The organism is Streptomyces ipomoeae 91-03 (genome assembly GCF_000317595.1).
Classification (GTDB): Bacteria; Actinomycetota; Actinomycetes; order Streptomycetales; family Streptomycetaceae; genus Streptomyces; species Streptomyces ipomoeae.
Genome location: NZ_AEJC01000517.1, coordinates 20,470 through 45,005, shown reverse-complemented (window position 1 = coordinate 45,005; position 24,536 = coordinate 20,470). Strand labels below are relative to the sequence as shown.

Here is a 24,536-nt window from a genome sequence, read left to right as displayed (position 1 = left end):
CTCACGTCCCGTAGAACAGCTCCTCCACCACCGCCCTGGCCCGCCGCGTGGTCCGCCGGTAGTCGTCGAGCATGTCGCCCACATGCCCGGGGCCGTAGCCCAGGTAGCGGCCCACGGCGGCGAGTTCGCGGGCGTCGGAGGGGAAGGTGTCGCCCGCGCGGCCCCGTACGAGCATCACGGCGTTGCGGACCCGGGTGGCCAGGACCCACGCCTCGTCCAGGACGGCCGCGTCCTCGGCGCCGACCAGTCCGGCGGCGCGGGCCGCGGCCAGGGCCTGGCGGGTGCGGGTCGTGCGCAGGCCCGGCTCGGTCCAGCCGTGGCGGAGCTGGAGGAGCTGGACGGTCCATTCGACGTCCGACAGGCCGCCCCGGCCGAGCTTGGTGTGCAGCGTCGGGTCGGCGCCGCGCGGCATCCGTTCCGACTCCATACGGGCCTTCAGACGGCGGATCTCGCGTACGGCGTCGTCGGCGAGTCCGCCCGCCGGGTAGCGCAGCGGATCGATCAGCTCGACGAAACGGCGGCCCAGATCCTCGTCCCCGGCGACGGGCTCGGCCCGCAGCAGGGCGTGGGACTCCCACACCAGCGACCACCGGCGGTAGTACGCCTCGTACGACTTCAGCGTCCGGACCAGCGGCCCGGACTTGCCCTCGGGCCGCAGGTCCGCGTCGATGAGGAGCGGGGGATCGGTGCTGGGGATCTGGAGGAGGCGGCGCATCTCGGCGACGACCGTGTTCGCCGCGCGGGCCGCCTCCTGTTCGTCGGCGTCGTCCCGGGGCTCGTGGACGAACAGGACGTCGGCGTCGGAGCCGTAGCCCAGCTCGTGGCCGCCGAAACGGCCCACGCCGATGATCGCGAAGCGGGTGGGGAGGGTGTCGCCCCAGCCGTCGCGTACCACGGCCCGCAAGGTGCCTGCCAGCGTTGCCGCCGTCAGGTCGGACACCGCGCCGCCCACCAGGTCCACCAGCGCGCCCTGGTCGGCGGTCACGGGGGACGACTCGGTGCCGTAGGAGCCGACGATGTCCATGGCGGACGTACGGAACAGCTCGCGCCGGCGTACGCCGCGTGCGGCCGTGACCGCCTGTTGGGCGTCGTCGGCGCGGCCCACGGCGGCGAGGATCTCCTGCTCCAGCTGGGCGCGCTCGCGGGGTTCGAGCCCGCCGGCGCCACCGGCGACGCCGTCACCGTCGCCGAGCAGCGCGACCGCCTCCGGGGCGCGCATCAGCAGGTCGGGGGCGAGGCGGCCGGCGGAGAGGACACGCGCCAGGTTCTCGGCGGCGGCTCCCTCGTCGCGCAACAGCCGTAGGTACCAGGGGGTCCTGCCGAGCGCGTCCGACACCTTGCGGAAGTTGAGGAGACCGGCGTCCGGGTCGGCCGAGTCCGCGAACCAGCCGAGGAGCACGGGCAGGAGCGTCCGCTGGATCGCCGCCTTGCGGGAGACACCGGAGGCCAGCGCCTCCAGATGGCGCAGGGCGGAGGCCGGATCGGCGTAGCCGAGCGCGACCAGGCGTTCGCGGGCCGCGTCGGCGCTCAGCCGGCTCTCGCCGGGGGCGAGCTGGGCGACGGCGTCGAGGAGCGGGCGGTAGAAGAGCTTCTCGTGCAGCCGTCGTACGACGGCCGCGTGGCGCCGCCACTCGCGGTTCAGCTCGGCGACCGGCTCCGTGCGCAGGCCCAGCGAGCGGCCGATGCGGCGCAGATCGCCCTCGTCCTCGGGGACCAGGTGGGTACGGCGCAGACGGTACAGCTGGATGCGGTGCTCCATGGAGCGCAGGAAGCGGTACGCGGCGTCCAGCTGGGCCGCGTCCGCCCGGCCCACGTACCCGCCCGCCGCCAGCGCCCGCAGCGCGTCGAGCGTGGTGCCGCTGCGCAGCGAGGTGTCCGCGCGGCCGTGCACCAGCTGCAGCAGCTGCACCGCGAACTCGACGTCCCGCAGCCCGCCCGGCCCCAGCTTCAGCTGCCGGTCGACCTCGGCGGCCGGGATGTTCTCGACCACCCGGCGGCGCATCCGCTGCACATCGGCCACGAAGTTCTCGCGCTCGGCGGCCTTCCAGACCAGGGGTTCCAGCGCGGCGATGTACGCCTCGCCCAGCTCCAGGTCCCCGGCTACCGGGCGCGCCTTCAGCAGCGCCTGGAACTCCCAGGTCTTCGCCCATCGCTGGTAGTACGCGAGATGGCTGCTGAGCGTCCGTACGAGCGGGCCGTTGCGTCCCTCCGGCCGCAGATTGGCGTCGACGGGCCAGATGCTCCCCTCGACCGTCGTCTCGGAGCAGATCCGCATCATGTGCGCGGCGAGGCGGGTGGCGGCACGGACGGCCTTCTGCTCGTCGGCCCCGTCCGCGGTCTCCCCGACGAAGATGACGTCGACGTCGGAGACGTAGTTCAGCTCATGGCCGCCGCACTTGCCCATCGCGATCACCGCCAGCCGGCACTGGGCGGCGTCCTCGGGCGCGGCGGCGCGGGCGATCGCGAGGGCGGCGCGGAGGGTGGCGGTGGCCAGGTCGGCGAGCTCGGCGGCGGCCTGGGCGACATCGGTGGTGCCGCAGACGTCCCGGGCGGCGATGGACAGCAGACAGCGGCGATACGCCACGCGGAGGGACACCGGGTCGGTGGCCTCGGCGAGCCCCCGCTCGAACTCCTCGATCCCCGGATGCAGGTCCTGCGGCTCGTACATCACCAGCGCCTGCCAGTCGTGCGGGTGGCGCGCGAGGTGGTCCCCGAGCGCCGCCGACGCGCCGAGCACGCCCAGCAGACGGTCCCGCAGCGGCTTGGCCGCTATCAGCGTGTCCAGCACCTCGCGGCGCGCCGTGCGGTCCGGCTGCGCCTCCAGCAGTCGTACGAGGCCCAGCAGCGCGAGGTCCGGATCGGCGGTCGCGCCCAGCGCGTCCAACAGGACCGGGTCGTTCCGTACGGCCGTCAGCTCCACGCTCTCCAGGAGTCGCTCGGCGGCCTGCGGATCGGTGAAACCGTGCCGCAGCAGCCGCGAGAAGGTACTGCTCCTGCGCCCCGGCGCCGCCGTCATGCCCGGCCTCCCGTCGAATCCAGGTCGGTTCCCGCTCGATCCCCGCTCGATTCCCGCACGGTTCTCGTTGGGTTCCCGCTCGATCAAGGTCGTACGGGCATGAGCCTAACCGGAGAGTCCGGCTTCGGCGCCGGTCGACTGCGGCCGGGCTACGCCTTCGTCGGGGCCAGTTGCCGGCCGCAGTCGCTCGCTGTCACCGTGCGTGGCAGGGCGTACGGCAGGGAGCCGTACCAGAGGCGGGCCACCGTGTAGCCGAAGGTGAGGCAGATCATGCCGCCGACCGCGTCCAGCCAGAAGTGGTTGGCGGTGGCGACGATGACGACCAGGGTCAGTGTGGGGTACAGCAGGCCCAGTACGCGCACCCATGGGACCGAGGCCAGCGCGAAGATCGTCAGGCCGCACCAGAGGGACCAACCTATGTGCATGGAAGGCATGGCCGCGTACTGGTTCGACATGTTCTTCAGGTCGCCGGAGGCCATGGACCCCCAGGTCTGGTGGACGACGACCGTGTCGATGAAGGTCTCGCTGGTCATCAGGCGGGGCGGGGCCAGCGGATAGAAGTAGTAGCCGACCAGGGCCACCGCCGTCGTCACGAACAGCACCAGACGCGTCGCCGCGTAACGGCCCGGATGACTACGGTAGAGCCACACGAGGACACCCAGCGTGATCACGAAGTGCAGGGTGGCGTAGTAGTAGTTCATGCCGACGATCAGCCATTCCACCGAGTTCACGGTGCGATTGACCGTGTCCTCCACGGCGATCCCGAGGTGGTGCTCCACCTTCCAGATCCAGTCGGCGTTGGCGAGCGCCTGCTCCTTCTGCTCCGGCACCGCGTTGCGGATCAGTGAGTACGTCCAGTAGCTCACCGCGATCAGCAGGATCTCGAACCAGAGACGAGGACGACGCGGAACCCGCAGCCGATGCAGGACCACCTGCTCCGGCGCGTCCGTGACGGACCGGGGAGCGGCCTGCTCCCGGCCTTCCTCCAGCGTCGTCACGGTCGTGTCACCCATGTGCACAGAGTTTGCCAGATAAGGCGTTCCCCTCCGATCATCCTCTGGTCGGGTTCCTCACGCACATTCGTGGGGGTACCTCAGGGGTACGTCTCCTACGCACGTATCACCCCACCTCCCGTTTTGTCCCCCTCAGGTACGAGGCCGCTCCCCAGGGGCCGAAGCGGTCGACCCCCGCACCACCAGCTCCGGCATGAACACGAACTCACTGTGCGGCGCCGGTGTACCACCGATCTCCTCCAGCAACGTACGCACCGCCGCCTGACCCATCGCCGGGACCGGCTTGCGGACGGTCGTCAGGGGCGGGTCGGTGAAGGCGATCAGGGGGGAGTCGTCGAAGCCGACGACCGAGATGTCCCGCGGCACCTCGAGGTCCCGCTGCCGGGCCGCCCGGATCGCGCCGAGCGCCATCATGTCGCTCGCGCACACCACCGCCGTACAGTCCCGCTCGATGAGCGCCGTGGCCGCCGCCTGGCCGCCCTCCAGGGTGTACAGGGAGTGCTGGACGAGCTCGGACTCGATGTCCGCGGTGCTCAGCCCCAGCTGGTCCTGCATCGTGCGCACGAAGCCCTCGATCTTGCGCTGCACGGGGACGAACCGCTTCGGGCCGAGGGCGAGACCGATACGGGTGTGGCCGAGCGAGACGAGATGGGTCACCGCGAGGTGCATCGCCGCGCGGTCGTCCGGTGAGATGAACGGCGCCTGCACCTTGGGGGAGAAGCCGTCCACCAGCACGAACGGCACCCCCTGCGCCCGCAGCTGCTCATAGCGCTGCATGTCCGCCGAGGTGTCCGCGTGCAGACCGGAGACGAAGATGATGCCGGCGACCCCGCGGTCGACGAGCATCTCGGTCAGCTCGTCCTCCGTCGAACCACCGGGGGTCTGGGTGGCGAGGACCGGGGTGTAGCCCTGCCGGGTCAGCGCCTGGCCGATGACCTGGGCCAGGGCCGGGAATATCGGGTTCTCCAGCTCCGGGGTGATGAGGCCCACCAGGCCCGCGCTGCGCTGTCGCAGCCGTACCGGCCGCTCGTAGCCCAGCACGTCGAGGGCGGCCAGCACGGACTGGCGAGTGGTCGCGGCGACGCCCGGCTTCCCGTTCAGGACGCGGCTGACGGTCGCCTCGCTCACCCCCGCCTGGGCTGCGATGTCGGCAAGCCGTGTGGTCACAGCACCGGACTGTACCGGCCGGGTCTCCGCTTGCCCACCGGCCCGGCGCCGGGTGCGGGCGGGGGTGCGGCCCGCTGCGGGCTGCTGCGTCATCGCGGTCCCTCGTGATTCTCGTCGGTGCCCGGTGCCCCGCGTCCGCAAGGGCTGACGGGGTGATGATTGCCGTTCCGGGTCGGCCGTGGCAAGAGCTTGCAGGGTCTTGCACAGTCCCGCCAAGCCCCGCTGATCGGCTCCAACACAGGGTTTCGACCCCGTCGAGCGCAGGTCACGGACACGTAATCGTCACCGGTTCTTGCATTTTTTTGCAGCAAGGTCTTTCGTCCGGCTTGCATCGCTGTTACGTTCTGCCACGCCCGGCGGCATCGGCGCGGCCGGCACCTCGGCAGGAGCGGCGGACGGGGCCCTCTGCCCAGCACACGGGCTTTCACCCTCAAGGAGAACTCATGCGGCGTGGCATAGCGGCCACCGCGCTGGTGGCGTCGATCGCCCTCACGGCGACGGCCTGCGGCGGAAGCGACAGCGGCGAGAGCGCCGACGGTCCGGTCACCATCACCTGGTGGGACACCTCCAACGCCACCAATGAGGCACCGACGTACAAGGCCTTGGTCAAGGAGTTCGAGGCCGCCAACAAGGACATCAAGGTCAAGTACGTCAACGTGCCGTTCGACCAGGCGCAGAACAAGTTCGACACCGCCGCCGGCGCCACGGGCGCCCCGGACGTGCTGCGCTCCGACGTCGGCTGGACCCCCGCCTTCGCCAAGAAGGGCTTCTTCCTGCCGCTGGACGGCACCGAGGCCCTCGCGGACCAGGACAAGTTCCAGGACAACCTGATCAAGCAGGCCCAGTACGAGGGCAAGACCTACGGTGTCCCGTTCGTCACCGACACCCTCGCGCTGGTCTACAACAAGGAACTCTTCGAGAAGGCCGGCATCACCGAGGCCCCCAAGACCTGGGACGACCTGAAGAAGGCCGCCGCCACGATCAAGGACAAGACCGGCGTCGACGGCTACTGGGGCTCCACCCAGGCCTACTACGCCCAGACCTTCCTCTACGGCGACGGCACCGACACCGTCGACGTCGCCGCCAAGAAGATCACGGTCAACTCCGCCGAGGCCAAGAAGGCGTACGGCACCTGGCTGGACCTCTTCGACGGCAAGGGCCTGCACAAGGCCGACACCACCGCAGACGCCTACGCCCACATCCAGGACGCGTTCGTCAACGGCAAGGTCGCCGCGATCATCCAGGGCCCCTGGGAGATCACCAACATCTACAAGGGCTCCGCGTTCAAGGACAAGGCCAACCTGGGCATCGCCACCGTCCCGGCCGGCTCCACCGGCAAGGCGGGCGCCCCGACCGGCGGCCACAACCTCTCCGTCTACGCCGGCTCGGACAAGGCGCACCAGGCGGCAGCGCTGAAGTTCGTCAACTTCATGACCTCGGCGAAGTCCCAGGAGACCATCGCTCTGAAGAACTCCACGCTGCCCACGCGTGACGACGCCTACACCGCCGAGGTCAAGGCCGACCCGGGCATCGCCGGCTACCAGGCCGTGCTCGGCACCGCCCAGCCGCGTCCCGAGCTGCCCGAGTACGGCTCCCTGTGGACCGCGCTCGACACCGAACTGCTCGCGATCGCGGGCGGCAAGGAGTCCCTGGACAAGGGCCTGAGCAACGCGGAGACCGCGATCGCCAAGCTGGTCCCGGACTTCAGCAAGTGACCCCGAGTGGCCGTCGCATCCGACCGGGCGCGGGTTCTCGGGGGACGGATGCGGCGGCCACCGGCCCGCACCCACCTGCTCACCCCCCCAGCGATCTTCCAGAAGGTGTCCAACCATGACCGTCGCCATCGACCGAGCGATCGGCAAACGCCGTGGTGAGCCGGGCGGACGCCGGGGCCCGCTGACCCGTCTGAAGCGGGCGTACCAGCGGTACTGGTACGCGTACGCGATGATCGCCCCGGTGGTCGTCGTACTCGGCGTCCTGGTGCTGTACCCCCTGGCACGCGGCTTCTATCTCACCCTCACCAACGCCAACAGCCTCAACTCGGCCCGCACGATCGGCGTCAACCGGATCGAGGCGACGTACGAGTTCATCGGCTTCGACAACTACGCCGACATCCTGTGGGGCCCGACATCGTACGACCGCTTCTGGTCGCACTTCATCTGGACGATCGTCTGGACGGCGCTCTGCGTCACCCTGCACTACGTCATCGGCCTGGGCCTCGCGCTGCTGCTCAACCAGAAGCTGCGCGGCCGGACCCTCTACCGGCTGATCCTGGTCCTGCCGTGGGCGGTGCCGACATTCGTCACCGTGTTCGGCTGGCGGTTCATGCTCGCCGACGGCGGCATCATCAACGCCGGCCTCGAAGCGCTGCACCTGCCGACGCCGCTGTGGCTGGAGGACACCTTCTGGCAGCGCTTCGCCGCGATCATGGTCAACACCTGGTGCGGGGTGCCGTTCATGATGCTCTCGCTGCTCGGCGGCCTCCAGTCCATCGACGCCTCGCTCTACGAGGCCGCCGAGATGGACGGCGCGAGCGCCTGGCAGCGCTTCCGGTACGTCACCCTCCCGGGCCTGAGGGCCGTCAGCTCCACCGTCGTACTTCTCGGCGTGATCTGGACGTTCAACCAGTTCGCCGTCATCTTCCTGCTGTTCGGCGACACCGCGCCCGAGGCGCAGATCCTCGTCACCTGGGCGTACTACCTCGGCTTCGGACAGCAGCCGCGTGACTTCGCGCAGTCGGCGGCGTACGGCATCCTGCTGCTGGCCATCCTGATCGTCTTCACCTCCGTCTACCGCCGCTGGCTGAACCGCGATGAGCAGCAGCTCGCGATCTGAGGCAGGAGCCACCATGAGCACCACGACGCCCCCGACGACCGTGAAGACCGCTCCGGCGGACCGCACCGTCGCTGATACGACCGCGCCCCGCAAACCGCGCGGACGCGGCGAGCGGGGCCCGGCCGGCACCCTCGCCTCGCACGCGATCCTCATCGTGGCGAGTCTGGCGGCCCTCTTCCCGATCGTCTGGCTGATCTTCCTCTCCCTCGGCCCGGACAAGGACGATTACCTGCATCCCGGGCGCATTTTCGGCAAGATGACGTTCGACAACTACTCGTTCGTCCTCCGGGAGACGCCGTTCTTCGACTGGCTCGTCAGCACCCTCGTGGTCTCGCTCGGCACCACCGTCATAGGGGTGCTGATCGCGGCCACCACCGGCTACGCGGTCTCCCGCATGCGCTTCCCGGGCTACCGGAAGTTCATGTGGGTGCTGCTGGTGACCCAGATGTTCCCGGTGGCCGTCCTGATGGTGCCGATGTACGAGATCCTGTCGGAGCTCCGGCTCATCGACAGCTACCTCGGACTCATCCTCGTCTACTGCTCGACGGCCGTGCCGTACTGCGCCTGGCTGCTGAAGGGCTACTTCGACACGATCCCGTTCGAGATCGACGAGGCCGGACGCGTCGACGGGCTGACCCCCTTCGGCACGTTCGCACGGCTGATCCTGCCGCTCGCCAAGCCGGGTCTGGCGGTCGCCGCGTTCTACAGCTTCATCACCGCCTTCGGAGAGGTCGCCTTCGCCTCGACGTTCATGCTGTCGGACACGAAGTACACCTTCGCGGTCGGCCTGCAGAGCTTCGTCAGCGAGCACGACGCCCAGCGCAACCTGATGGCCGCCACCGCGGTACTGGTCGCGATTCCCGTCTCCGCGTTCTTCTACGTCGTACAGAAGAACCTGGTGACCGGGCTGACGGCGGGCGGCACGAAGGGCTGACGCCGACCCGTACCGACCCGAGACCCCGATGACCTCGCCTCCGCCACGCATTCCCTCACGAACTCCCTCACGAACTCCCTTACGCACCAAGGACGCCATGAGCCAGCACTCCTCCACCGACCCGGCCGAAAACTCCGCTCTCGCCACCGTCGCCTCCCGCCGCGACTGGTGGCGCGACGCGGTGATCTACCAGGTCTATCCGCGCAGCTTCGCCGACAGCAACGGCGACGGCATGGGCGACCTGGAGGGCGTACGGTCCCGACTCCCGTATCTGCGCGACCTGGGCGTGGACGCCGTATGGCTCAGCCCCTTCTACGCCTCCCCGCAGGCCGACGCCGGCTACGACGTGGCGGACTACCGCGCGGTCGACCCCATGTTCGGCAACCTGCTGGACGCCGACGCGCTGATCCGCGACGCCCATGACCTGGGGCTGAGGATCATCGTCGACCTGGTCCCGAACCACTCCTCCGACCAGCACGAATGGTTCAAGCGGGCGGTGGCGGAGGGCCCGGGCTCGCCGTTGCGGGAGCGCTATCACTTCCGCCCGGGCAAGGGCGCAGACGGCGACCTTCCCCCGAACGACTGGGAGTCCATCTTCGGCGGCCCGGCATGGACGCGGGTGACGGAACCGGACGGCAAGCCGGGGGACTGGTACCTCCACCTCTTCGCGCCCGAACAGCCCGACTTCAACTGGGACCACCCGGCGGTGGGCGACGAGTTCCGCTCGATCCTCCGCTTCTGGCTGGACATGGGGGTCGACGGCTTCCGCGTCGACGTGGCACACGGCCTGGTGAAGGCGGAAGGCCTCCCTGACATTGGTTCCCACGACCAGCTGAAGCTCCTGGGGAACGATGTCATGCCGTTCTTCGACCAGGACGGCGTGCACGAGATCTACCGCGAGTGGCGCCTGGTCCTGGACGAGTACGCGGGCGACCGTATCTTCGTGGCGGAGGCCTGGACCCCCACGGTGGAGCGCACGGCGAACTACGTCCGCCCCGACGAACTCCACCAGGCCTTCAACTTCCAGTACCTGAGCACGGAGTGGGACGCGGCGGAGCTGAAGGTCGTGATCGACCACACGCTGGACGCCATGCGCCCGGTGAACGCCCCCGCGACATGGGTCCTGTCCAACCACGACGTGACGCGCCACGCGACCCGCTTCGCGAACGAACCGGGCCTGGGCACGCAGATCCGCGTCGCCGGGGACCGCGAGCTGGGCTTGCGCAGGGCTCGGGCGGCCACGCTGCTGATGCTGGCGCTGCCGGGCTCGGCCTACATCTACCAGGGCGAGGAGCTGGGCCTCCCCGACGTCGTGGACCTCCCGGACGAGGTCCGCCAGGACCCCGCCTACTTCCGAGGCGCCGGCCAGGACGGCTTCCGCGACGGCTGCCGGGTCCCGATCCCATGGACGAGGGCGGGGTCGTCGTACGGCTTCGGCTCGGGAGGCTCCTGGCTGCCGCAGCCGACGGAATGGGCCGAGCTGAGCGTGGAGGCCCAGACGGGAGTGCCGGGCTCGACGCTGGAGCTGTACCGCAGCGCGTTGGCTGTCCGCCGCGAACAGCCGGGGCTGGGCGCGGGCGACGCGGTGGAGTGGCTGAAGTCCACCGAAGGCGTCCTCGCCTTCCGCCGCGGGGAGTTCGTGTGCGTCGCGAACACCACGGGGGAGGCGGTACGGATCCCGGCGTACGGCCGGGTCCTGGTCGCCAGCGGCGAGGTGACCGTGGCGGACGACGAGGCGAAGCTGCCGGGGGATACGACGGTTTGGTGGGCGATGGCCTGAGGACCACGTCAGGACGGGTCTTTCCGTCATCTGCGGTCGATCCTTCAGGGGCCCGCTGCCCGGTTCGGGGCGGCGGGCCCCTGATTTCGGCGCGCTACCGCCACTCCTCCCATTGCTGGTCGGTGTTCTCCGAGCACGTCCACTGAATGGCCTTGATGGCGTCGGTCGTGTCGCTGTAGGGGATGACCAGGCACAGGGCGCTGTTCCGGTTCTTGAGCCGCTTGAGGTCGTCCTGCACCCAGACCTGCTCGTCGCCACGGCCGCAGGGCCGCTGAATGACCGGCTTGCCCCTCGGGCTGTCGTAGCCGTTGGCCAGGCAGTGGCCACTCGCCAGGTTGCGCACCCGGTATCCGCCCGACACGGGTTCGAGCGTCCAGAGCTGGCTCTTGCTGGTCGAGCAGGGCCACTGGATCGCCGGCTCGTCGGCCTTCGTGCTGCTGTAGGCGATGGCCAGGCACTTTCCGGTCCGTCGGTTGTAGAGCCGTACGGGATCCTCCGCGGTACTCCGGTCCTCTTGGGAATCTTTCTTGTCGGGGTCGGTGGTTGGAGGCTTCGAGGCGCCTCGCGGCGCGTCTCCCGGGGCAGGGTCCTTTTCTGGCCGCTGGGTTGCACCGGGTGCGGACGTCGGAGAGGCCGTCGATACCTCCGAAGTGGCCGGCGCAGGAGGTGCCGCCGACGATTCCGGTTTGCTCCTCCGGTCGTTGTCGTGGCCGGCGCACTGCGACGCCTCACCGCTGCAGTTGTTGTTGATCTCCGTTCCACCGCATCCGGACAGGGCCAGGACGACACCCGCCGCCAGCACAGCCTTGCGCAGCACGCCCGCTCTCCCCCTGTTGCCAGGCACTCTCGGGCGTCTCACGGCCTGACGTTCTCAACACGGCTGTTGTCCTCGCCGGCGCACTGCGACGCCTCACCGCTGCAGTTGTTCTGGATGCCGCCGGAACCCGCCAGAAGCATGGCCGCAGCAGTGATCAGCGCAGCGACAAACGTGGCCACCACGGACCCAAGGGCAATCCACTGGTTCCTGGTCAATCGTGCCACTGTCAGCCGTCCCTTCCGCCCCGATTGCGTGAGTACTGTTCAGAACGCTTCCGCTGCCCAAATGGTTACCCAATTCCCTTGCCCGGAACGGCAGTTCGGATCCAGCGAAGCGTGGCCACGCGCGGTGAGGCGTGGCCCGGCGCCCCTCGTTCGCCGCGACAAGCATCTGGCGACAGTCCTGGGGGGCAGGTGAACGCCCCCGCACACAGCCCAAGACCCCACCAACACAGTTGGAAAGCGTGTCGGTCCAGGGCTCAAGGGGGATCGACGGCTGCAAAACGAGTGCCGGCGCTCGGTCCATCGTCGAGGATGCCGTCATGAACAACGACCTGGTGGGGTTCCTCAATGCGCGCCTGGACGAGGAGGCCGATCTGGCCAGGCGCTGCGACAGGGTCTGGACGACCCCACGACCGACCTGGTGATCGACGAGCTGCACGGTTTGAAATCACCGTGACATCCGATCAGTCGTCGATCACCTGGCCCGGTGGGTGACATGTGCCGAACGGCTCGGTCCACCACTCCAGCAGCGGACCGAGCCGTTAATCAGTACCGGCTTACTTCCACATGCATCGGCATTTGCGTCATGTGCGGCTCCGGAGGCAGAGGGGCGCAACCCGATCAGGAGGTCAGGGAGGTCAGGGATTCAACAACTCATGAGAGTGAGGGAGCTGAGAAGGGCACGTCAAGGTCATGAGTGAAGGTTCTTTCTGTTACTTGCAAGACTCTTGCTGTAAACCTTGCGCCAGGGATACGGTCACGCCGCCACCAGGCAAGGGTGCCCGGCTGTCACCGCAAGGAGTTCGCCCGTGATATCGAGATGGACTGTCGCCCTGACCGCGCTCACCGCAGCCGCGGCAACCGTCATGGCCCCCGGCGCCGCCGACACCGCGTACGCCTCCCCGCCCGGCACCAAGGACGTCACCGCGGTGCTGTTCGAGTGGAGGTTTGACTCGGTCGCCAAGGAGTGCACCAACACCCTCGGTCCCAACGGCTACGGCTATGTCCAGGTCTCGCCGCCCGCCGAGCACATCCAGGGCTCGCAGTGGTGGACGTCGTACCAGCCGGTGAGCTACAAGATCGCCGGGCGCCTCGGCGACCGTACGGCGTTCCAGAACATGGTGAACACGTGTCACGCGGCCGGCGTGAAGGTCGTCGTCGACACGGTCATCAACCACATGTCGGCAGGTAGCGGCACCGGGACCGGCGGCTCGTCGTACACGAAGTACAACTATCCCGGCCTGTACTCGTCGTTCGACTTCGACGACTGCACCAGCCAGATCAGCAACTACCAGGACCGCTGGAACGTCCAGCACTGCGAACTGGTGGGGCTCGCCGACCTGGACACGAGTGAGGAGTACGTCCGCGGGGCCATCGCCCGGTACATGAACGACCTGCTCTCCCTCGGCGTCGACGGCTTCCGCGTCGACGCGGCCAAGCACATGGACGCCGCCGACCTGGCCAACATCAAGTCGCGGCTGAACAATCCGTCGGTGTACTGGAAGCAGGAGGTCATCTACGGCAGCGGAGAAGCCGTCCAGCCGAGCGAGTACACGGGCAACGGCGATGTGCAAGAGTTCCGGTACGCGTATGACCTGAAACGGGTCTTTAACAATGAGAACCTCGCCTACCTCAAGAACTATGGTGAGGGCTGGGGTTACATGAGTAGCGGCGTCTCCGGTGTCTTCGTCGACAACCACGACACCGAGCGCAATGGCTCCACGCTCAGCTACAAGGACAACGCCAATTACACGCTGGCCAACGTCTTCATGCTGGCCTGGCCCTACGGCGCCCCGGACATCAACTCCGGCTACGAATGGTCCGACTCGGACGCGGGGCCGCCCAACGGCGGTACCGTCAACGCCTGTTGGCAGGACGGCTGGAAGTGCCAGCACGCCTGGCCGGAGATCATGCGCATGGTCGCCTTCCGCAACGCCACCCGCGGCGAGTCCGTCGCCAACTGGTGGGACAACGGGGGCGATGTGATCGCCTTCGGCCGTGGCAGCAAGGGTTACGTCGCCATCAACCACGAGTCGAGCAGCCTCAGCCGTACGTACCAGACGTCCCTCCCGGCCGGCACGTACTGCAACGTCCAGAACAACACGACGGTGACCGTGAACGGCTCCGGCCAGTTCACCGCCACCCTCGGCTCCAACACCGCCCTCGCGATCTACGCCGGCAAGTCCAGCTGCTGAGCCACCGGCCGACGACCCCCGGCAAGGACAAAACGGCCGCAGCCGCCCTACCCGGCAGCCGGGTCGCCTGAAAACACTTGCCGTCTTTTTCAAGACTCTTGCTGAAATGCTTTCGGCGGCGATACGGTCGCGCGCGGGTCGGCCCCGAAGAGCCGTACGCCGTACAGCGCAAGTCGTACACCGCAAGGAGTCCACGTCTTGATACCGAGATGGCCGGTGCCGTCCAGGCGCCGAACCACCCACGCCGGGCGAGTCGCCGCGGTCACCGCGACCGCGCTGGCCGCAGCGCTCGTCCAGCCCCTCGCCGCCGACGCCGCCACCCCGCCCGAACCCCTGTCCGACGCGAAGCTGGCCGCCGAGCCCGCCCGCCACGACCTCACCCGCGAGCAGTTCTACTTCGTTCTGCCGGACCGTTTCGCCAATGGGGACAAGGGCAATGACAGGGGCGGCCTGACCGGCTCGCGTCTCGCCACCGGGTACGACCCCACCGACAAGGGCTTCTACCAGGGCGGCGACCTCAAGGGGCTGGCCCAGCGGCTCGACTACATCAAGGGCCTGGGTACGACTGCCATCTGGCTCGCGCCCATCTTCAAGAACCAGCCCGTCCAGGGCACCGGTGAGAACGTCTCCGCCGGCTACCACGGGTACTGGATCACCGACTTCACCCAGGTCGATCCGCACTTCGGGACGAACAAGGACCTGGAAACCCTCATCTCCAAGGCCCATGCCAAGGGCATGAAGGTCTTCTTCGACGTCATCACCAACCACACGGCGGATGTCGTCGACTATGAGGAGAAGTCCTACGACTATCTCTCCAAGGGCGCGTTCCCGTATCTCACGAAGGACGGGAAGCCCTTCGACGACGCCGACCACGCGGACGGGAACAAGGCGTTCCCGAAGGTCGACCGGGACTCCTTCCCGCGTACGCCCGTCGTCCCGGACGCCAGGAAGAACCTCAAGGTCCCGGCCTGGCTCAACGACCCGACGATGTACCACAACCGGGGCGACTCCACCTGGGCCGGCGAGTCCGCCACGTACGGCGACTTCGTCGGGCTCGACGATCTGTGGACCGAGCGTCCCGAGGTCGTCGAGGGCATGGAGAAGATCTACGAGCGCTGGGTGCGGGACTTCGACATCGACGGCTTCCGGATCGACACCGTGAAGCACGTCAACACGGAGTTCTGGACGCAGTGGGCCACCGCGCTGGACGCGTACGCGGCGAAGCGGGGGCGGGACGACTTCTTCATGTTCGGGGAGGTCTACTCCGCCGACACGGCCGTCACCTCGCCGTACGTCACCCAGGGGCGCCTCGACTCCACGCTCGACTTCCCCTTCCAGGACGCGGCCCGCTCGTACGCCTCCCAGGGCGGCAGCGCACGGAAACTGGCCGCCGTGTTCGGGGACGACTACAAGTACACGACCGACAAGGCCAACGCGTACGAGCAGGTCACCTTCCTCGGCAACCACGACATGGGCCGGATCGGGACCTTCCTCGAGCAGGACGATCCGAAGGCCACCGACGCCGAACTGCTCGCCAAGGACAGGCTCGCCAACGAGCTGATGTTCCTCAGCCGCGGCAACCCCGTCGTCTACTACGGCGACGAGCAGGGCTTCACCGGCGCGGGCGGCGACAAGGACGCCCGGCAGACGCTGTTCGCCTCGAAGGTCGCCGACTACCTCGACGACGACCAGCTCGGCACCGACCGCACCCACGCCGAGGACGCCTACGACACAAGTGCACCGCTCTACAAACAGATCAGTGCTCTCGCCAAGCTCCGCAAGGCCAACCCGGCCCTCGCCGACGGCGTCCAGACCGAGCGCCACGCCACCGACGGCCCCGGCGTCTACGCCTTCTCCCGTACCGACGCCAGGACCGGCACCGAGTACATCGTCGCCTTCAACAACGCGGACCAGGCGAGGACGGCGACCTTCGCGACCGGCGCGGCCGACATGACCTTCAAGGGCATCTACGGGACGTCCGGGAGCCCCGGCCATGTGACCAGTGGAGCCGACAAGAACGTCACCGTCACCGTTCCGCCCGGCTCATCGATCGTCCTCAAGGCCACCGGCAGGCCCGCCCAGCCCACCACCAAGCCGTCCCTCACCCTGAAGGCCCCGGCCCCCGGCGCCACCGGCACCGTAGAGATCGGCGCCGATGTCGACGGCGGTCAGCTCAACAGGGTCGTCTTCGCCGCCCAGGTGGGCAACGGCAAGTGGAAGACCCTCGGCTCCGCCGACCACGCGCCCTACCGGGTCACCCAGACCATCGACGAGGACATCACGCCCGGAACCACCCTGCGCTACAAGGCGGTTGTGATCGACTCCGCCGGACGTACGGCGAGCGCCATGGCGAGCTCCACCACCGGCACCCCGCCCGCCCCCGAGGTCCCGACCGCCTCCTCGCGGGACTACGCGATCGTCCACTACAAGCGCGCCGACGGCGACTACACCGACTGGCGGCTGTACGCCTGGGGCGACATCGCCGACGGCGAGGGGACCACCTGGCCCGACGGCCATGACTTCATCGGCCGGGACGCGTACGACGCCTTCGCCTACGTCAAACTCAAGCCGGGAGCGTCGAACGTCGGCTATCTCGTCATCGACAAGGACGGCGACAAGGACGTCTCCGCCGACCGCTCGATCGATGTCACCAGGACGGGCGAGATCTGGGTCGAGCAGGGCAAGGAGGCCGTACTGACGGAGAAACCCGCAGCCGACTACCCGGAGCAGGACAGGACCAAGGCCGTCCTCCACTACCACCGCCCCGACGGGAACTACGACGGCTGGGGCCTGCACATCTGGACGGGCGCCGCGAACCCCACCGACTGGTCGAAGCCCCTGGAACCGGTGAGGACGGACGCGTACGGCGCGGTCTTCGAGGTGCCGCTCACCGAAGGCGCCACCAGCCTGAGCTATATCGTCCACAAGGGCGACGAGAAGGACCTCTCCGCCGACCAGTCCCTCGATCTCAAGGCGGACGGCCACGAGGTGTGGCTGCTGAGCAGCCAGGAGAAGTACCTGCTCCCGCAGCCGGCCGGTTCCGCCGCCGCCCTCGACCTCACCACCTCCAAGGCGGTCTGGATCGACCGGAACACCCTTGCCTGGAACGGCGACGAGAGCGCCGCCTCCACCCAGCTGCTGTACTCGCGCACCGGCTCGATCGCCCTCCGGAACGGCACGCTCACCAGCACCGACGAGCGCTGGCTCCGCCTCACCAGGTCCGCCCTCACCGACGCCCAGAAGGCGAGATTCCCGCACCTGAAGTCGTACACCGCCTGGACCGTCGACCCACGCGACCGCGACCGGGTCCGCGAGGCCCTGCGCGGTCAGCTCGTCGCCTCCCAGTGGGCCGCTGGGGGTACCTCCCAGGCGTTCAGCTCCGGGGGAGGTGTGGTGCTCGCGGCGACGGGCGTGCAGATCGCCGGTGTACTCGACGACGTCCACGGAACCGCCGCGTCGGACGCGGATCTCGGCCCCACCTTCCATGACGGCCGCCCCACGCTCGCCGTCTGGGCGCCCACCGCGCAGAAGGTCTCCCTGGACCTGGACGGCACGACCGTCGCCATGCGGCGGAACGACACCACCGGCGTCTGGTCCGTCACCGGCAGCAGGTCCTGGAAGAACAAGCCGTACCGGTACGTCGTGAAGGTGTGGGCGCCGAGCGTCGGCAAGGTCGTCACCAACAAGGTCACCGACCCGTACTCCGTCGCCCTGACCGCCGACTCCGAGCGGAGCCTGGTCGTCGACCTGGGGGACAGGTCCCTGGCGCCGAGCGGCTGGACGTCGTACACGAAGCCGAAGGCCGTACCGCTCAAGGACGCGCGGATCCAGGAGCTGCACGTCCGGGACTTCTCGATCGGGGACAGGACCGTCCCGGCGAAGGACCAGGGCACCTATCTCGCCTTCACCGACAAGGACAGCGACGGCTCACGGCATCTTCGTGAGCTGGCGCAGGCGGGCACGTCGTACGTCCATCTTCTTCCCGTCGCCGACATCGCCACCGTCCCCGAGAAGAAGGCGGACCAGGCGACGGTCGACTGCGACCTCGGCTCGTACGCGGCCGACTCCGACAAGCAGCAGGAGTGTGTGGCCAAGGCCGCCGCGAAGGACGCGTACAACTGGGGCTACGACCCGTACCACTACACGGTCCCGGAGGGCTCGTACGCGACCGACCCGGACGGTACGCGGCGGACGGTCGAGTTCCGGAAGATGGTGAAGGCGCTCAACGACGACGGCCTCGGGGTCGTGCTGGACGTGGTCTACAACCACACCCCGGCGAGCGGGCAGGCGGACAAGAGCGTCCTCGGCAAGGTCGTGCCCGGCTACTACCACCGGCTGCTCGCCGACGGTTCGGTCGCCACCTCCACCTGCTGCGCCAACACCGCGCCCGAGAACACCATGATGGGTAAGCTCGTCGTGGACTCGATCGTCACCTGGGCCAAGGAGTACAAGGTCGACGGGTTCCGCTTCGACCTCATGGGCCACCACCCGAAGGCCAACATCCTGGCCGTCCGGAAGGCCCTCGACGGGCTGACCCCCGCCAAGGACGGCGTCGACGGGAAGAAGATCATCCTGTACGGGGAGGGCTGGAACTTCGGTGAGGTCGCCGACGACGCCCGGTTCACGCAGGCCACGCAGAAGAACATGGCCGGCACGGGCATCGCGACCTTCTCCGACCGCGCCCGTGACGCCGTACGCGGCGGCGGCCCCTTCGACGCCGACCCCGGCGTCCAGGGCTTCGCGTCCGGCCTCTACACCGAACCCAACTCCTCGGACGGCAACGGCACTTCGGCCGAGCAGAAGGCCCGCCTGCTGCACTACCAGGACCTCATCAAGGTCGGCCTGAGCGGCAACCTCGCGGACTACCGGTTCACCGACACCAGCGGCAAGGAGGTCAAGGGCGCCGACGTCGACTACAACGGCACCGCCGCCGGATACGCGGACGCACCCGGCGACGCCCTCGCCTACGTCGACGCACACGACAACGAAACGCTGTTCGACGCGCTCACCTTCAAGCTGCCGAAGTCGACGAGCCCGGCCGACCGGGCCCGTATGCAGGTCCTCGCCATGGCGACGGCCGCGCTCTCCCAGGGCCCGGCCCTCTCCCAGGCGGGCACCGACCTGCTGCGCTCCAAGTCCCTCGACCGGAACTCCTACGACAGCGGCGACTGGTTCAACGCGATCCACTGGGACTGCCGGGACGGCGGCAACGGCTTCGGACGGGGCCTGCCACCGGCGGCGGACAACCAGTCCAAGTGGCCTTACGCCAAGCCCCTGTTGACCTCGGTCGAGGTCGGCTGCGCGCAGATCGAGGGCGCCTCGGCGGCGTACCGGGACCTGCTGAGGATCCGTACGACGGAGAGCGCCTTCTCGCTCGACACCACCGCGCAGGTCCAGTCGACGCTCTCCTTCCCGCTGTCGGGCAAGGACGAGACACCCGGCGTGATCACCATGGAACTCGGCGACCTCGTCGTCGTCTTCAACGCCACCCCCGAGAAGCGGGACCAGACGGTGGCGGACCTCGCCGGGACGGAATACACCCTGCACCCGGTGCAGGCGGAGGGCGCGGACTCTACCGTCAAGAACGCGTCATACGAAGCGGAATCGGGCACGTTCGCCGTTCCGGGGCGGACCGTCGCCGTATTCGCACGGGCGGCCCAGTAGGACGCTAGCTTGGTGGTGCAGGTCGAGAGGGGCCTGCACCACCGAGTCCGAGAGGGGCCCGCGCCATCGAGCCCCGTACCCAGTCCGCACTCCAGCCGGCCCCTTGGGCCTCAGCCCGTCCCGCACGGACGCCCCCTCGTCCCCCTGTCCCCGGGTCCTCCGCGAGCGCCTCATGAGTCTCTTGGTCGACGAAGCAAGCACCACGGTCATGGTGGTCGACGACGCGGCAGCCAGCCGTTACGCCATGGGCGCGGTGCTGCGCCGGGCCGGACACAGCGTCGTCCCGGTCGCCAGCGCCGGCGAGGCCCTGGTCGAACTCGACCTGCGGCTGCGCTCGGGCGCCCTGCCCGATGTGGCCCTCGTCGACGTCGGCCTGCCCGACATGAGCGGCTTCGAACTCTGCCGCCGCCTCAAGGCCCAGCCCCCGACGGCCGCCCTGCCCGTCGTCCACTTCTCCGCCGCGGCCGTCGCCCCCAGCGACCGCTGCCGGGGGCTCGACGCGGGCGGCGAGGCCTATCTGACGGTGCCCGCCGAACCCGAGGAGATCCAGGCCGTCGTACGGGCCGCGGTGCGCGGCGCCCGGATGCGCAACGACGCCGAGGCCCTGGTACGCCGCCTCACGTTGCTGTCCGAGACCATCGTCGACGTCCAGGCCGCCCGCAGCCTGGAGGAGCTGGCCGGTGCCGCCGCCGAGGGAGCCGCCCGGCTCACCCGGTCACCCGCCGCCGTGTTCGTCCTCGGCGAGGACGGCGAGCTGTACAGCGGCACCTCCCGGGCCAGGGCCCGCACCACCCTCCCCGACGCCGGCGCCCACGAGACCGTGGCCCGGCTCATCCGCCGCATCACCGCCGCCGACCCCCGACCGCACGACACCGTCGTACCGGCGCCGCTGTGGCCCGCCGGCTTCTTCCGGCCCGGACTCACCGACGACGCCCACCTCGTGCTCGCCCGCACCGAGGGCGGCACCCCCGTGTGCGTCGCCACGCCGGTGCGTGGGGCGCGCGGCGCCACCCCCGACACCGTCGCCCTGGTCGCCCGCCTCGCCCAGGCCACCGCGCTCGCCGCCCAGCCGCTGCTGATGTACCAGGTCGAGCGGCATGTAGCGCTCACCCTCCAGCACAGCTTCCTGCCCAAACGGGTGCCCGAGTTCCCCGGCCTCGAAGTGACCGTGCGATACGTCCCCGCGTCCCGGCAGACCGAGATCGGCGGCGACTTCTACGCCGCCGTCTCCACCCCCGGCGGCATCCTCACCGCCGTCGGCGACGTCGTCGGGCACTCACTGGACGCGGCCACCGTCATGGTCGAACTCCGGCACGCCCTGCGTGCGTACGCCGTCGAGCAGGCCGACCCCGCCGCGATCGCCGTGCGGCTCGACCGGATGCTCCAGCACTACCACCCCGACGTCACCGCCACCGTCTGTCTCGCTCTCGTCGAGCCCACCAGCGGGCACGTCCGGATCGCCAACGCCGGCCACATACCGCCGCTGATCGTCCACGAGTCCGGTGGCGCCGAGTATCTGAAGGCCGCCGGGCCCCTCCTCGGACTCGGCCTCGAACGGCCCGAGCCCACGGAGACGGTTCTCTTTCCGACGGATCGGCTCCTCATGGTCACGGACGGGCTGATCGAGACCCGGGGGATCGATCTCTCGCAGTCCCTTGAGCACCTACGGGCCGCCGCGACGGGCGCTCCGCTCGGGACCGCCGCGCTGTGCGACACCTTGCTGCACTGTTTCGGCAGGGACCGGGAGGACGACATCGCGATGCTGGCGTTGCGGCTGCGGTTAGGGTGAGCTGACTTTCGTAGAACAGGGGTGCCCCATGCCGCAGATCACTGTTGATTACTCCGCCGTCCTCGCCGATGGCTTCGACCGACCCGGGTTCGCGAGAGCCCTGCACGAAGAGGTCGTACGGACGGCCGCCGCGAAGCCGGAGGCCTGCAAGACGCAGTTCCGGGCCACCGAGGACACGACGGTCGGTGCCGATGTGAGTGGGCATGCGGTTGTGCATGTGACGTTGGGGCTGCTGGCGGGGCGGACCGAGGAGACGAAGGTGGCCCTGACCGAGAATGTGCTGGGGCTGCTTCGGGAGTACGTGAAGCCTTCGGCGGGGCTGGCGCTTCATGCGTCGGCGGAGGTACGGGACCTTGATCCCTCGTACCGGAAGTTCGACCTCTAGGGCCCTAGGGGCTGGTCAGAGCCACAAGGTGCCCTGCCAAGTCGCTGAACGGGCCGTCCTTCGGCTCATCGGCGAGCCTCTTGCGGAGCAGTGCCGCCATTTCCATGTCGTACGCGGCGCTCACGGCCGTCAGCGCCGCGAAATCGTGGACCAACTGGACCTCCAGCTCCTCCCTGGGGATGCGGCGGCCGTCGAGCCATATCAGAGCCGTGGACTCGGCGAGGGAGATCCAGGAGCGGACGACGAGCTCCAGGCGGGCCGGGGGATCTTGGATCTCCAGGTGCGAAAGGATTTGGACATAGGCGGCCTGGCGTACGCCGTCGATCAGGGCGTTGGTGCGGGAGGAGCCGACGGCCGGGCCGCCGCGCATGAGGGCGGCGAAACCGTGGCCGTGTTCGTCGACGAAGTCGAAGAAACGGTGCATGACGCGGAGCAGCCGGGTGCCGAGCGGGCCCTCGTGGGGTTCGATGAAACGGGTGGCCAGATCCTCGGAGGCGCGCTTCAACGCGGCCTCGTACAGGCTGAGTTTGCCCGGGAAGTAGTGGTAGACGAGCGGCCGTGAGATACCGGCCGCCGTCGCTATCTCATCGATGGAGACCTCGTCGGGCGAGCGCCGGCTGAAGAGTTCGAGAGCGACGCCGATCAACTGCTGGCGTCGTTCCTCCACGCCCATCCTGCGGCGCACACCGGTTGTCATACGAACACCTTACCGATTGATTCCGGCCCGCAATGGGCTGGATCGAGCGTGGGTGTTCAGACACGGTCTGTGGGCATCGTCGTCAGAGTCGGTTGATCTCCCGGCCGTTCGCGAGGGTTCCCTTGACCTGGGCCTGTGCGTTCTTCTCGGCCGGTAGGGCGAGCAGGTTGCCCGGTGCCGAGCCGGTCACGTCGCCGCTCGCCTTGATGGAGACGGTGTCCTTGCTGCCGGCGGCGAGGAGGTAGGACTCGCCCGTCGAGGACTTCCAGGGGGCGGCGGCCAGGACATGGGGGTCGGTGGGGCCGCAGGTCGCCCGGTCGTCGACGGCCGCGGTCATGAAGGCGCCGCCGGGAGTGTTGAACTGGGCCAGTACACGGGTGCCCGTGCCCCGCCAGGTCTCGGCCCGGGTGCACACCCAGTCCGCGGTGCCGCTTCCGTCGGGCAGCGGCTGCCGGGCGAACTGCCAGGCGTTCACCGCACGCACGCCCCGCGACCGCACGGCACCCAGCGAACAGGCGAAGGGCGCCCAGGTCTCCAGTGCCTGGGTGGCTTCACGAGCGGGCACGGCCGAGGGGCGGCCGGCCGTGAGATGCGCCGGGACCACCTCGGAGAGATCGGACAGCAGCCAGGTACGCCCCGTGGCATCGGTCAGCTGCAACACCTCCCACGACTCGCACCGCCCGGTACGCACCGCCGGGCTGGCGAACGGCGCCGTCACCCCGTCCTTCGACAGCTCCAACGTCGACGTCTCGGCCGTGGCCCGCGTCAGATCCCGTACGGCCGCCTCACGCACCCAAGGGGCCGTCAGATAGCGGACGTTGCCGTCGACCCGGCCCAGCACCAGCGCGCTCGCCCCGGCGCCGGACGCGCCGTCGACCCGGATCAGGTCGAGGGCGGCGAGGCTCGTGCCGTCGAGCGGCTCGGCGTAACGGGCGATGCGCAGACCGTCGTGGAGCAGGACCACCCGCAGGTTGTCGACCTCGCCCGCGTACAGCAGCTGCGGCGGCCCGGGCGGGGGCCCGGCCGGCGTGCCGAGGGTCACCGACACCTGGACGGACTCGCCGGGCCGGGCCCAGACGGCGAGGGCGCGCCGAAGCAGTCTCCTGTCCTTCTTCAGGTCGCCGCGGGCGGGCCAGGTGGAGAAGTCGGTACGGCCGGTCGACTGCCAGGCCGTGGCCGTCGCCGTGGTCAGTCGGCCCGGGTCCAGCGCGGCCTGGGCCGCCGGGTTCCGTGCGTACGGGGGAGCCGCCGGGCCGTCCGGCCCCCACCACTCACTGGGCAGCCCGAGGAACCCCCCGCACACGGCCAACGCCGCCGTCGCCGCCAGGGCGGCCTTCATGTGCTGGCGGCGCCGCATCAGATCGGTCGGGCGGGCGTACAGCGAACAGGGGTCGAACTCGGCGGAGGAGAGCAGCGCGTAGTACTGCGCCGACACCGAGTTCGCCTCCGTCATCGGTGTCGCCGGGTGACCGACGCCGGCCTCCTCCAGCAACGTCTTGATCGCCGGGTCGGGAAGCTTCTCCAGCCCCCGCAGCACATACACGGCGCGGGCCGGGCAGGACAGCGCCGACAGCCGCTGGTCCAGGGCCAGTTCATCGGCCCCACCCGAACGCGGGAACAGCCGCAGCCCCCACACCCTCGGCAACAACGGCGGCAGCTGCGCCCGCTTCGGCCATGCCTTGCGCCGCAACGGAAGCCCGGCCTCCAGCGCCGTACGAATGACCTGGAGACGGACGTACGCGTACCCCGGATTACGCTCCCGCCCCGTAGCCTGCGCCGGAATCACCGAGGTCGACGTACGCCCCCGAGGCAACGCCCGCTGCACCAAGGCATGCGCCGTCAGCACCCGCCGATTACGGCCCCACGTCGGCGGCAACGTCAGATAGGCCAGCCGAACCAGACGCGGATAATGCTCAACGAGCGCCGCCTCCGCCTGCTCGACATCCACCACCGACTCCTGCGCCCGAGAGGGCGCGGCGCGCCGGGCGACATCCTGTGACTGCACGTTCAGCAGAACGAGCGA

General features: G+C 69.3%; 15 protein-coding genes. 8 read left to right on the top strand and 7 right to left on the bottom strand.

Annotation, left to right across the window (positions count from 1 at the left end; translation table 11 throughout):
* Position 1 precedes the first annotated feature (1 nt).
* The 3 genes from STRIP9103_RS33615 to STRIP9103_RS33605 all read right to left on the bottom strand — a co-directional run bounded on the left by STRIP9103_RS33615 (position 2) and on the right by STRIP9103_RS33605 (position 5,196).
* The gene (locus STRIP9103_RS33615) at positions 2 to 3,016 is read right to left on the bottom strand and encodes a bifunctional [glutamine synthetase] adenylyltransferase/[glutamine synthetase]-adenylyl-L-tyrosine phosphorylase (RefSeq protein WP_009328187.1); all 3,015 of its coding nucleotides are present in this window, start codon (positions 3,014 to 3,016) and stop codon (positions 2 to 4) included.
* 149 nt (positions 3,017 to 3,165) lie between these two features.
* Positions 3,166 to 4,029 carry a phosphatase PAP2 family protein gene (locus STRIP9103_RS33610; RefSeq protein ID WP_048821459.1) on the bottom strand — a complete coding sequence of 288 codons (864 nt, stop codon included), beginning with the start codon at positions 4,027 to 4,029 and terminating at the stop codon, positions 3,166 to 3,168.
* Between the two features lie 132 nt (positions 4,030 to 4,161).
* Positions 4,162 to 5,196 carry a LacI family DNA-binding transcriptional regulator gene (locus STRIP9103_RS33605; protein WP_267950643.1) on the bottom strand — a complete coding sequence of 345 codons (1,035 nt, stop codon included), beginning with the start codon at positions 5,194 to 5,196 and terminating at the stop codon, positions 4,162 to 4,164.
* A 443-nt stretch (positions 5,197 to 5,639) separates the two neighbouring features.
* Here STRIP9103_RS33605 and STRIP9103_RS33600 point away from each other — a divergent pair, with 443 nt between their 5' ends.
* The 4 genes from STRIP9103_RS33600 to STRIP9103_RS33585 all read left to right on the top strand — a co-directional run bounded on the left by STRIP9103_RS33600 (position 5,640) and on the right by STRIP9103_RS33585 (position 10,745).
* Complete coding sequence (locus STRIP9103_RS33600) at positions 5,640 to 6,911, top strand: extracellular solute-binding protein (protein ID WP_009328168.1); 1,272 nt, start codon at positions 5,640 to 5,642, stop codon at positions 6,909 to 6,911.
* A 115-nt stretch (positions 6,912 to 7,026) separates the two neighbouring features.
* Positions 7,027 to 8,031 (top strand): carbohydrate ABC transporter permease, encoded by a 1,005-nt coding sequence (locus STRIP9103_RS33595; RefSeq protein WP_009328232.1) that lies wholly within the window; start codon positions 7,027 to 7,029, stop codon positions 8,029 to 8,031.
* Between the two features lie 13 nt (positions 8,032 to 8,044).
* Entirely contained in the window at positions 8,045 to 8,965 is a 921-nt protein-coding gene (locus STRIP9103_RS33590; protein ID WP_009328210.1) for a sugar ABC transporter permease, read from the top strand.
* A gap of 97 nt (positions 8,966 to 9,062) precedes the next feature.
* Complete coding sequence (locus tag STRIP9103_RS33585) at positions 9,063 to 10,745, top strand: glycoside hydrolase family 13 protein (protein ID WP_009328203.1); 1,683 nt, start codon at positions 9,063 to 9,065, stop codon at positions 10,743 to 10,745.
* Positions 10,746 to 10,839: 94 nt separating this feature from the next.
* On the opposite strand, the gene STRIP9103_RS33580 is transcribed toward STRIP9103_RS33585, so the two are convergent.
* Positions 10,840 to 11,562, bottom strand: a complete 723-nt coding sequence (locus tag STRIP9103_RS33580) for an RICIN domain-containing protein (protein WP_009328196.1) — start codon at positions 11,560 to 11,562, stop codon at positions 10,840 to 10,842.
* 38 nt (positions 11,563 to 11,600) lie between these two features.
* Complete coding sequence (locus STRIP9103_RS50265; RefSeq protein WP_158696934.1) at positions 11,601 to 11,777, bottom strand: hypothetical protein; 177 nt, start codon at positions 11,775 to 11,777, stop codon at positions 11,601 to 11,603.
* Between the two features lie 872 nt (positions 11,778 to 12,649).
* Between STRIP9103_RS50265 and STRIP9103_RS33575 the strand changes: the two genes are divergently transcribed.
* From STRIP9103_RS33575 to STRIP9103_RS33560, 4 genes are all read left to right on the top strand, one after another.
* On the top strand, positions 12,650 to 13,978 hold the full coding sequence (locus tag STRIP9103_RS33575) for an alpha-amylase (protein ID WP_374005686.1): 1,329 nt from the start codon (positions 12,650 to 12,652) through the stop codon (positions 13,976 to 13,978).
* A 198-nt stretch (positions 13,979 to 14,176) separates the two neighbouring features.
* Positions 14,177 to 19,642, top strand: coding sequence for a pullulanase-type alpha-1,6-glucosidase (pulA, locus tag STRIP9103_RS50915; RefSeq protein WP_009328198.1), 5,466 nt, complete (start codon positions 14,177 to 14,179; stop codon positions 19,640 to 19,642).
* A 172-nt stretch (positions 19,643 to 19,814) separates the two neighbouring features.
* Entirely contained in the window at positions 19,815 to 21,431 is a 1,617-nt protein-coding gene (locus tag STRIP9103_RS33565; RefSeq protein ID WP_048821458.1) for a fused response regulator/phosphatase, read from the top strand.
* 28 nt (positions 21,432 to 21,459) lie between these two features.
* Entirely contained in the window at positions 21,460 to 21,816 is a 357-nt protein-coding gene (locus tag STRIP9103_RS33560) for a 5-carboxymethyl-2-hydroxymuconate Delta-isomerase (protein WP_009328191.1), read from the top strand.
* A gap of 4 nt (positions 21,817 to 21,820) precedes the next feature.
* Here the strand turns inward: STRIP9103_RS33560 and STRIP9103_RS33555 are convergent, their stop codons facing one another.
* Positions 21,821 to 22,513, bottom strand: a complete 693-nt coding sequence (locus STRIP9103_RS33555; RefSeq protein ID WP_009328219.1) for a TetR/AcrR family transcriptional regulator — start codon at positions 22,511 to 22,513, stop codon at positions 21,821 to 21,823.
* An 82-nt stretch (positions 22,514 to 22,595) separates the two neighbouring features.
* Complete coding sequence (locus STRIP9103_RS33550; protein WP_048821457.1) at positions 22,596 to 24,518, bottom strand: hypothetical protein; 1,923 nt, start codon at positions 24,516 to 24,518, stop codon at positions 22,596 to 22,598.
* Positions 24,519 to 24,536 lie beyond the last annotated feature (18 nt).

Bases quoted from the DNA above. Each gene is read 5' to 3' on its own strand.
- STRIP9103_RS33585 (WP_009328203.1), top strand. From the start codon at position 9,063: ATGAGCCAGCACTCCTCCACCGACCCGGCCGAAAACTCCGCTCTCGCC.
- STRIP9103_RS33590 (WP_009328210.1), top strand. From the start codon at position 8,045: ATGAGCACCACGACGCCCCCGACGACCGTGAAGACCGCTCCGGCGGAC.
- STRIP9103_RS33595 (WP_009328232.1), top strand. From the start codon at position 7,027: ATGACCGTCGCCATCGACCGAGCGATCGGCAAACGCCGTGGTGAGCCG.
- STRIP9103_RS33575 (WP_374005686.1), top strand. From the start codon at position 12,650: ATGGCCCCCGGCGCCGCCGACACCGCGTACGCCTCCCCGCCCGGCACC.
- STRIP9103_RS33615 (WP_009328187.1), bottom strand. From the start codon at position 3,016: ATGACGGCGGCGCCGGGGCGCAGGAGCAGTACCTTCTCGCGGCTGCTG.
- STRIP9103_RS33555 (WP_009328219.1), bottom strand. From the start codon at position 22,513: ATGACAACCGGTGTGCGCCGCAGGATGGGCGTGGAGGAACGACGCCAG.
- STRIP9103_RS33560 (WP_009328191.1), top strand. From the start codon at position 21,460: ATGCCGCAGATCACTGTTGATTACTCCGCCGTCCTCGCCGATGGCTTC.
- STRIP9103_RS33610 (WP_048821459.1), bottom strand. From the start codon at position 4,029: ATGGGTGACACGACCGTGACGACGCTGGAGGAAGGCCGGGAGCAGGCC.
- STRIP9103_RS33565 (WP_048821458.1), top strand. From the start codon at position 19,815: ATGAGTCTCTTGGTCGACGAAGCAAGCACCACGGTCATGGTGGTCGAC.
- STRIP9103_RS33600 (WP_009328168.1), top strand. From the start codon at position 5,640: ATGCGGCGTGGCATAGCGGCCACCGCGCTGGTGGCGTCGATCGCCCTC.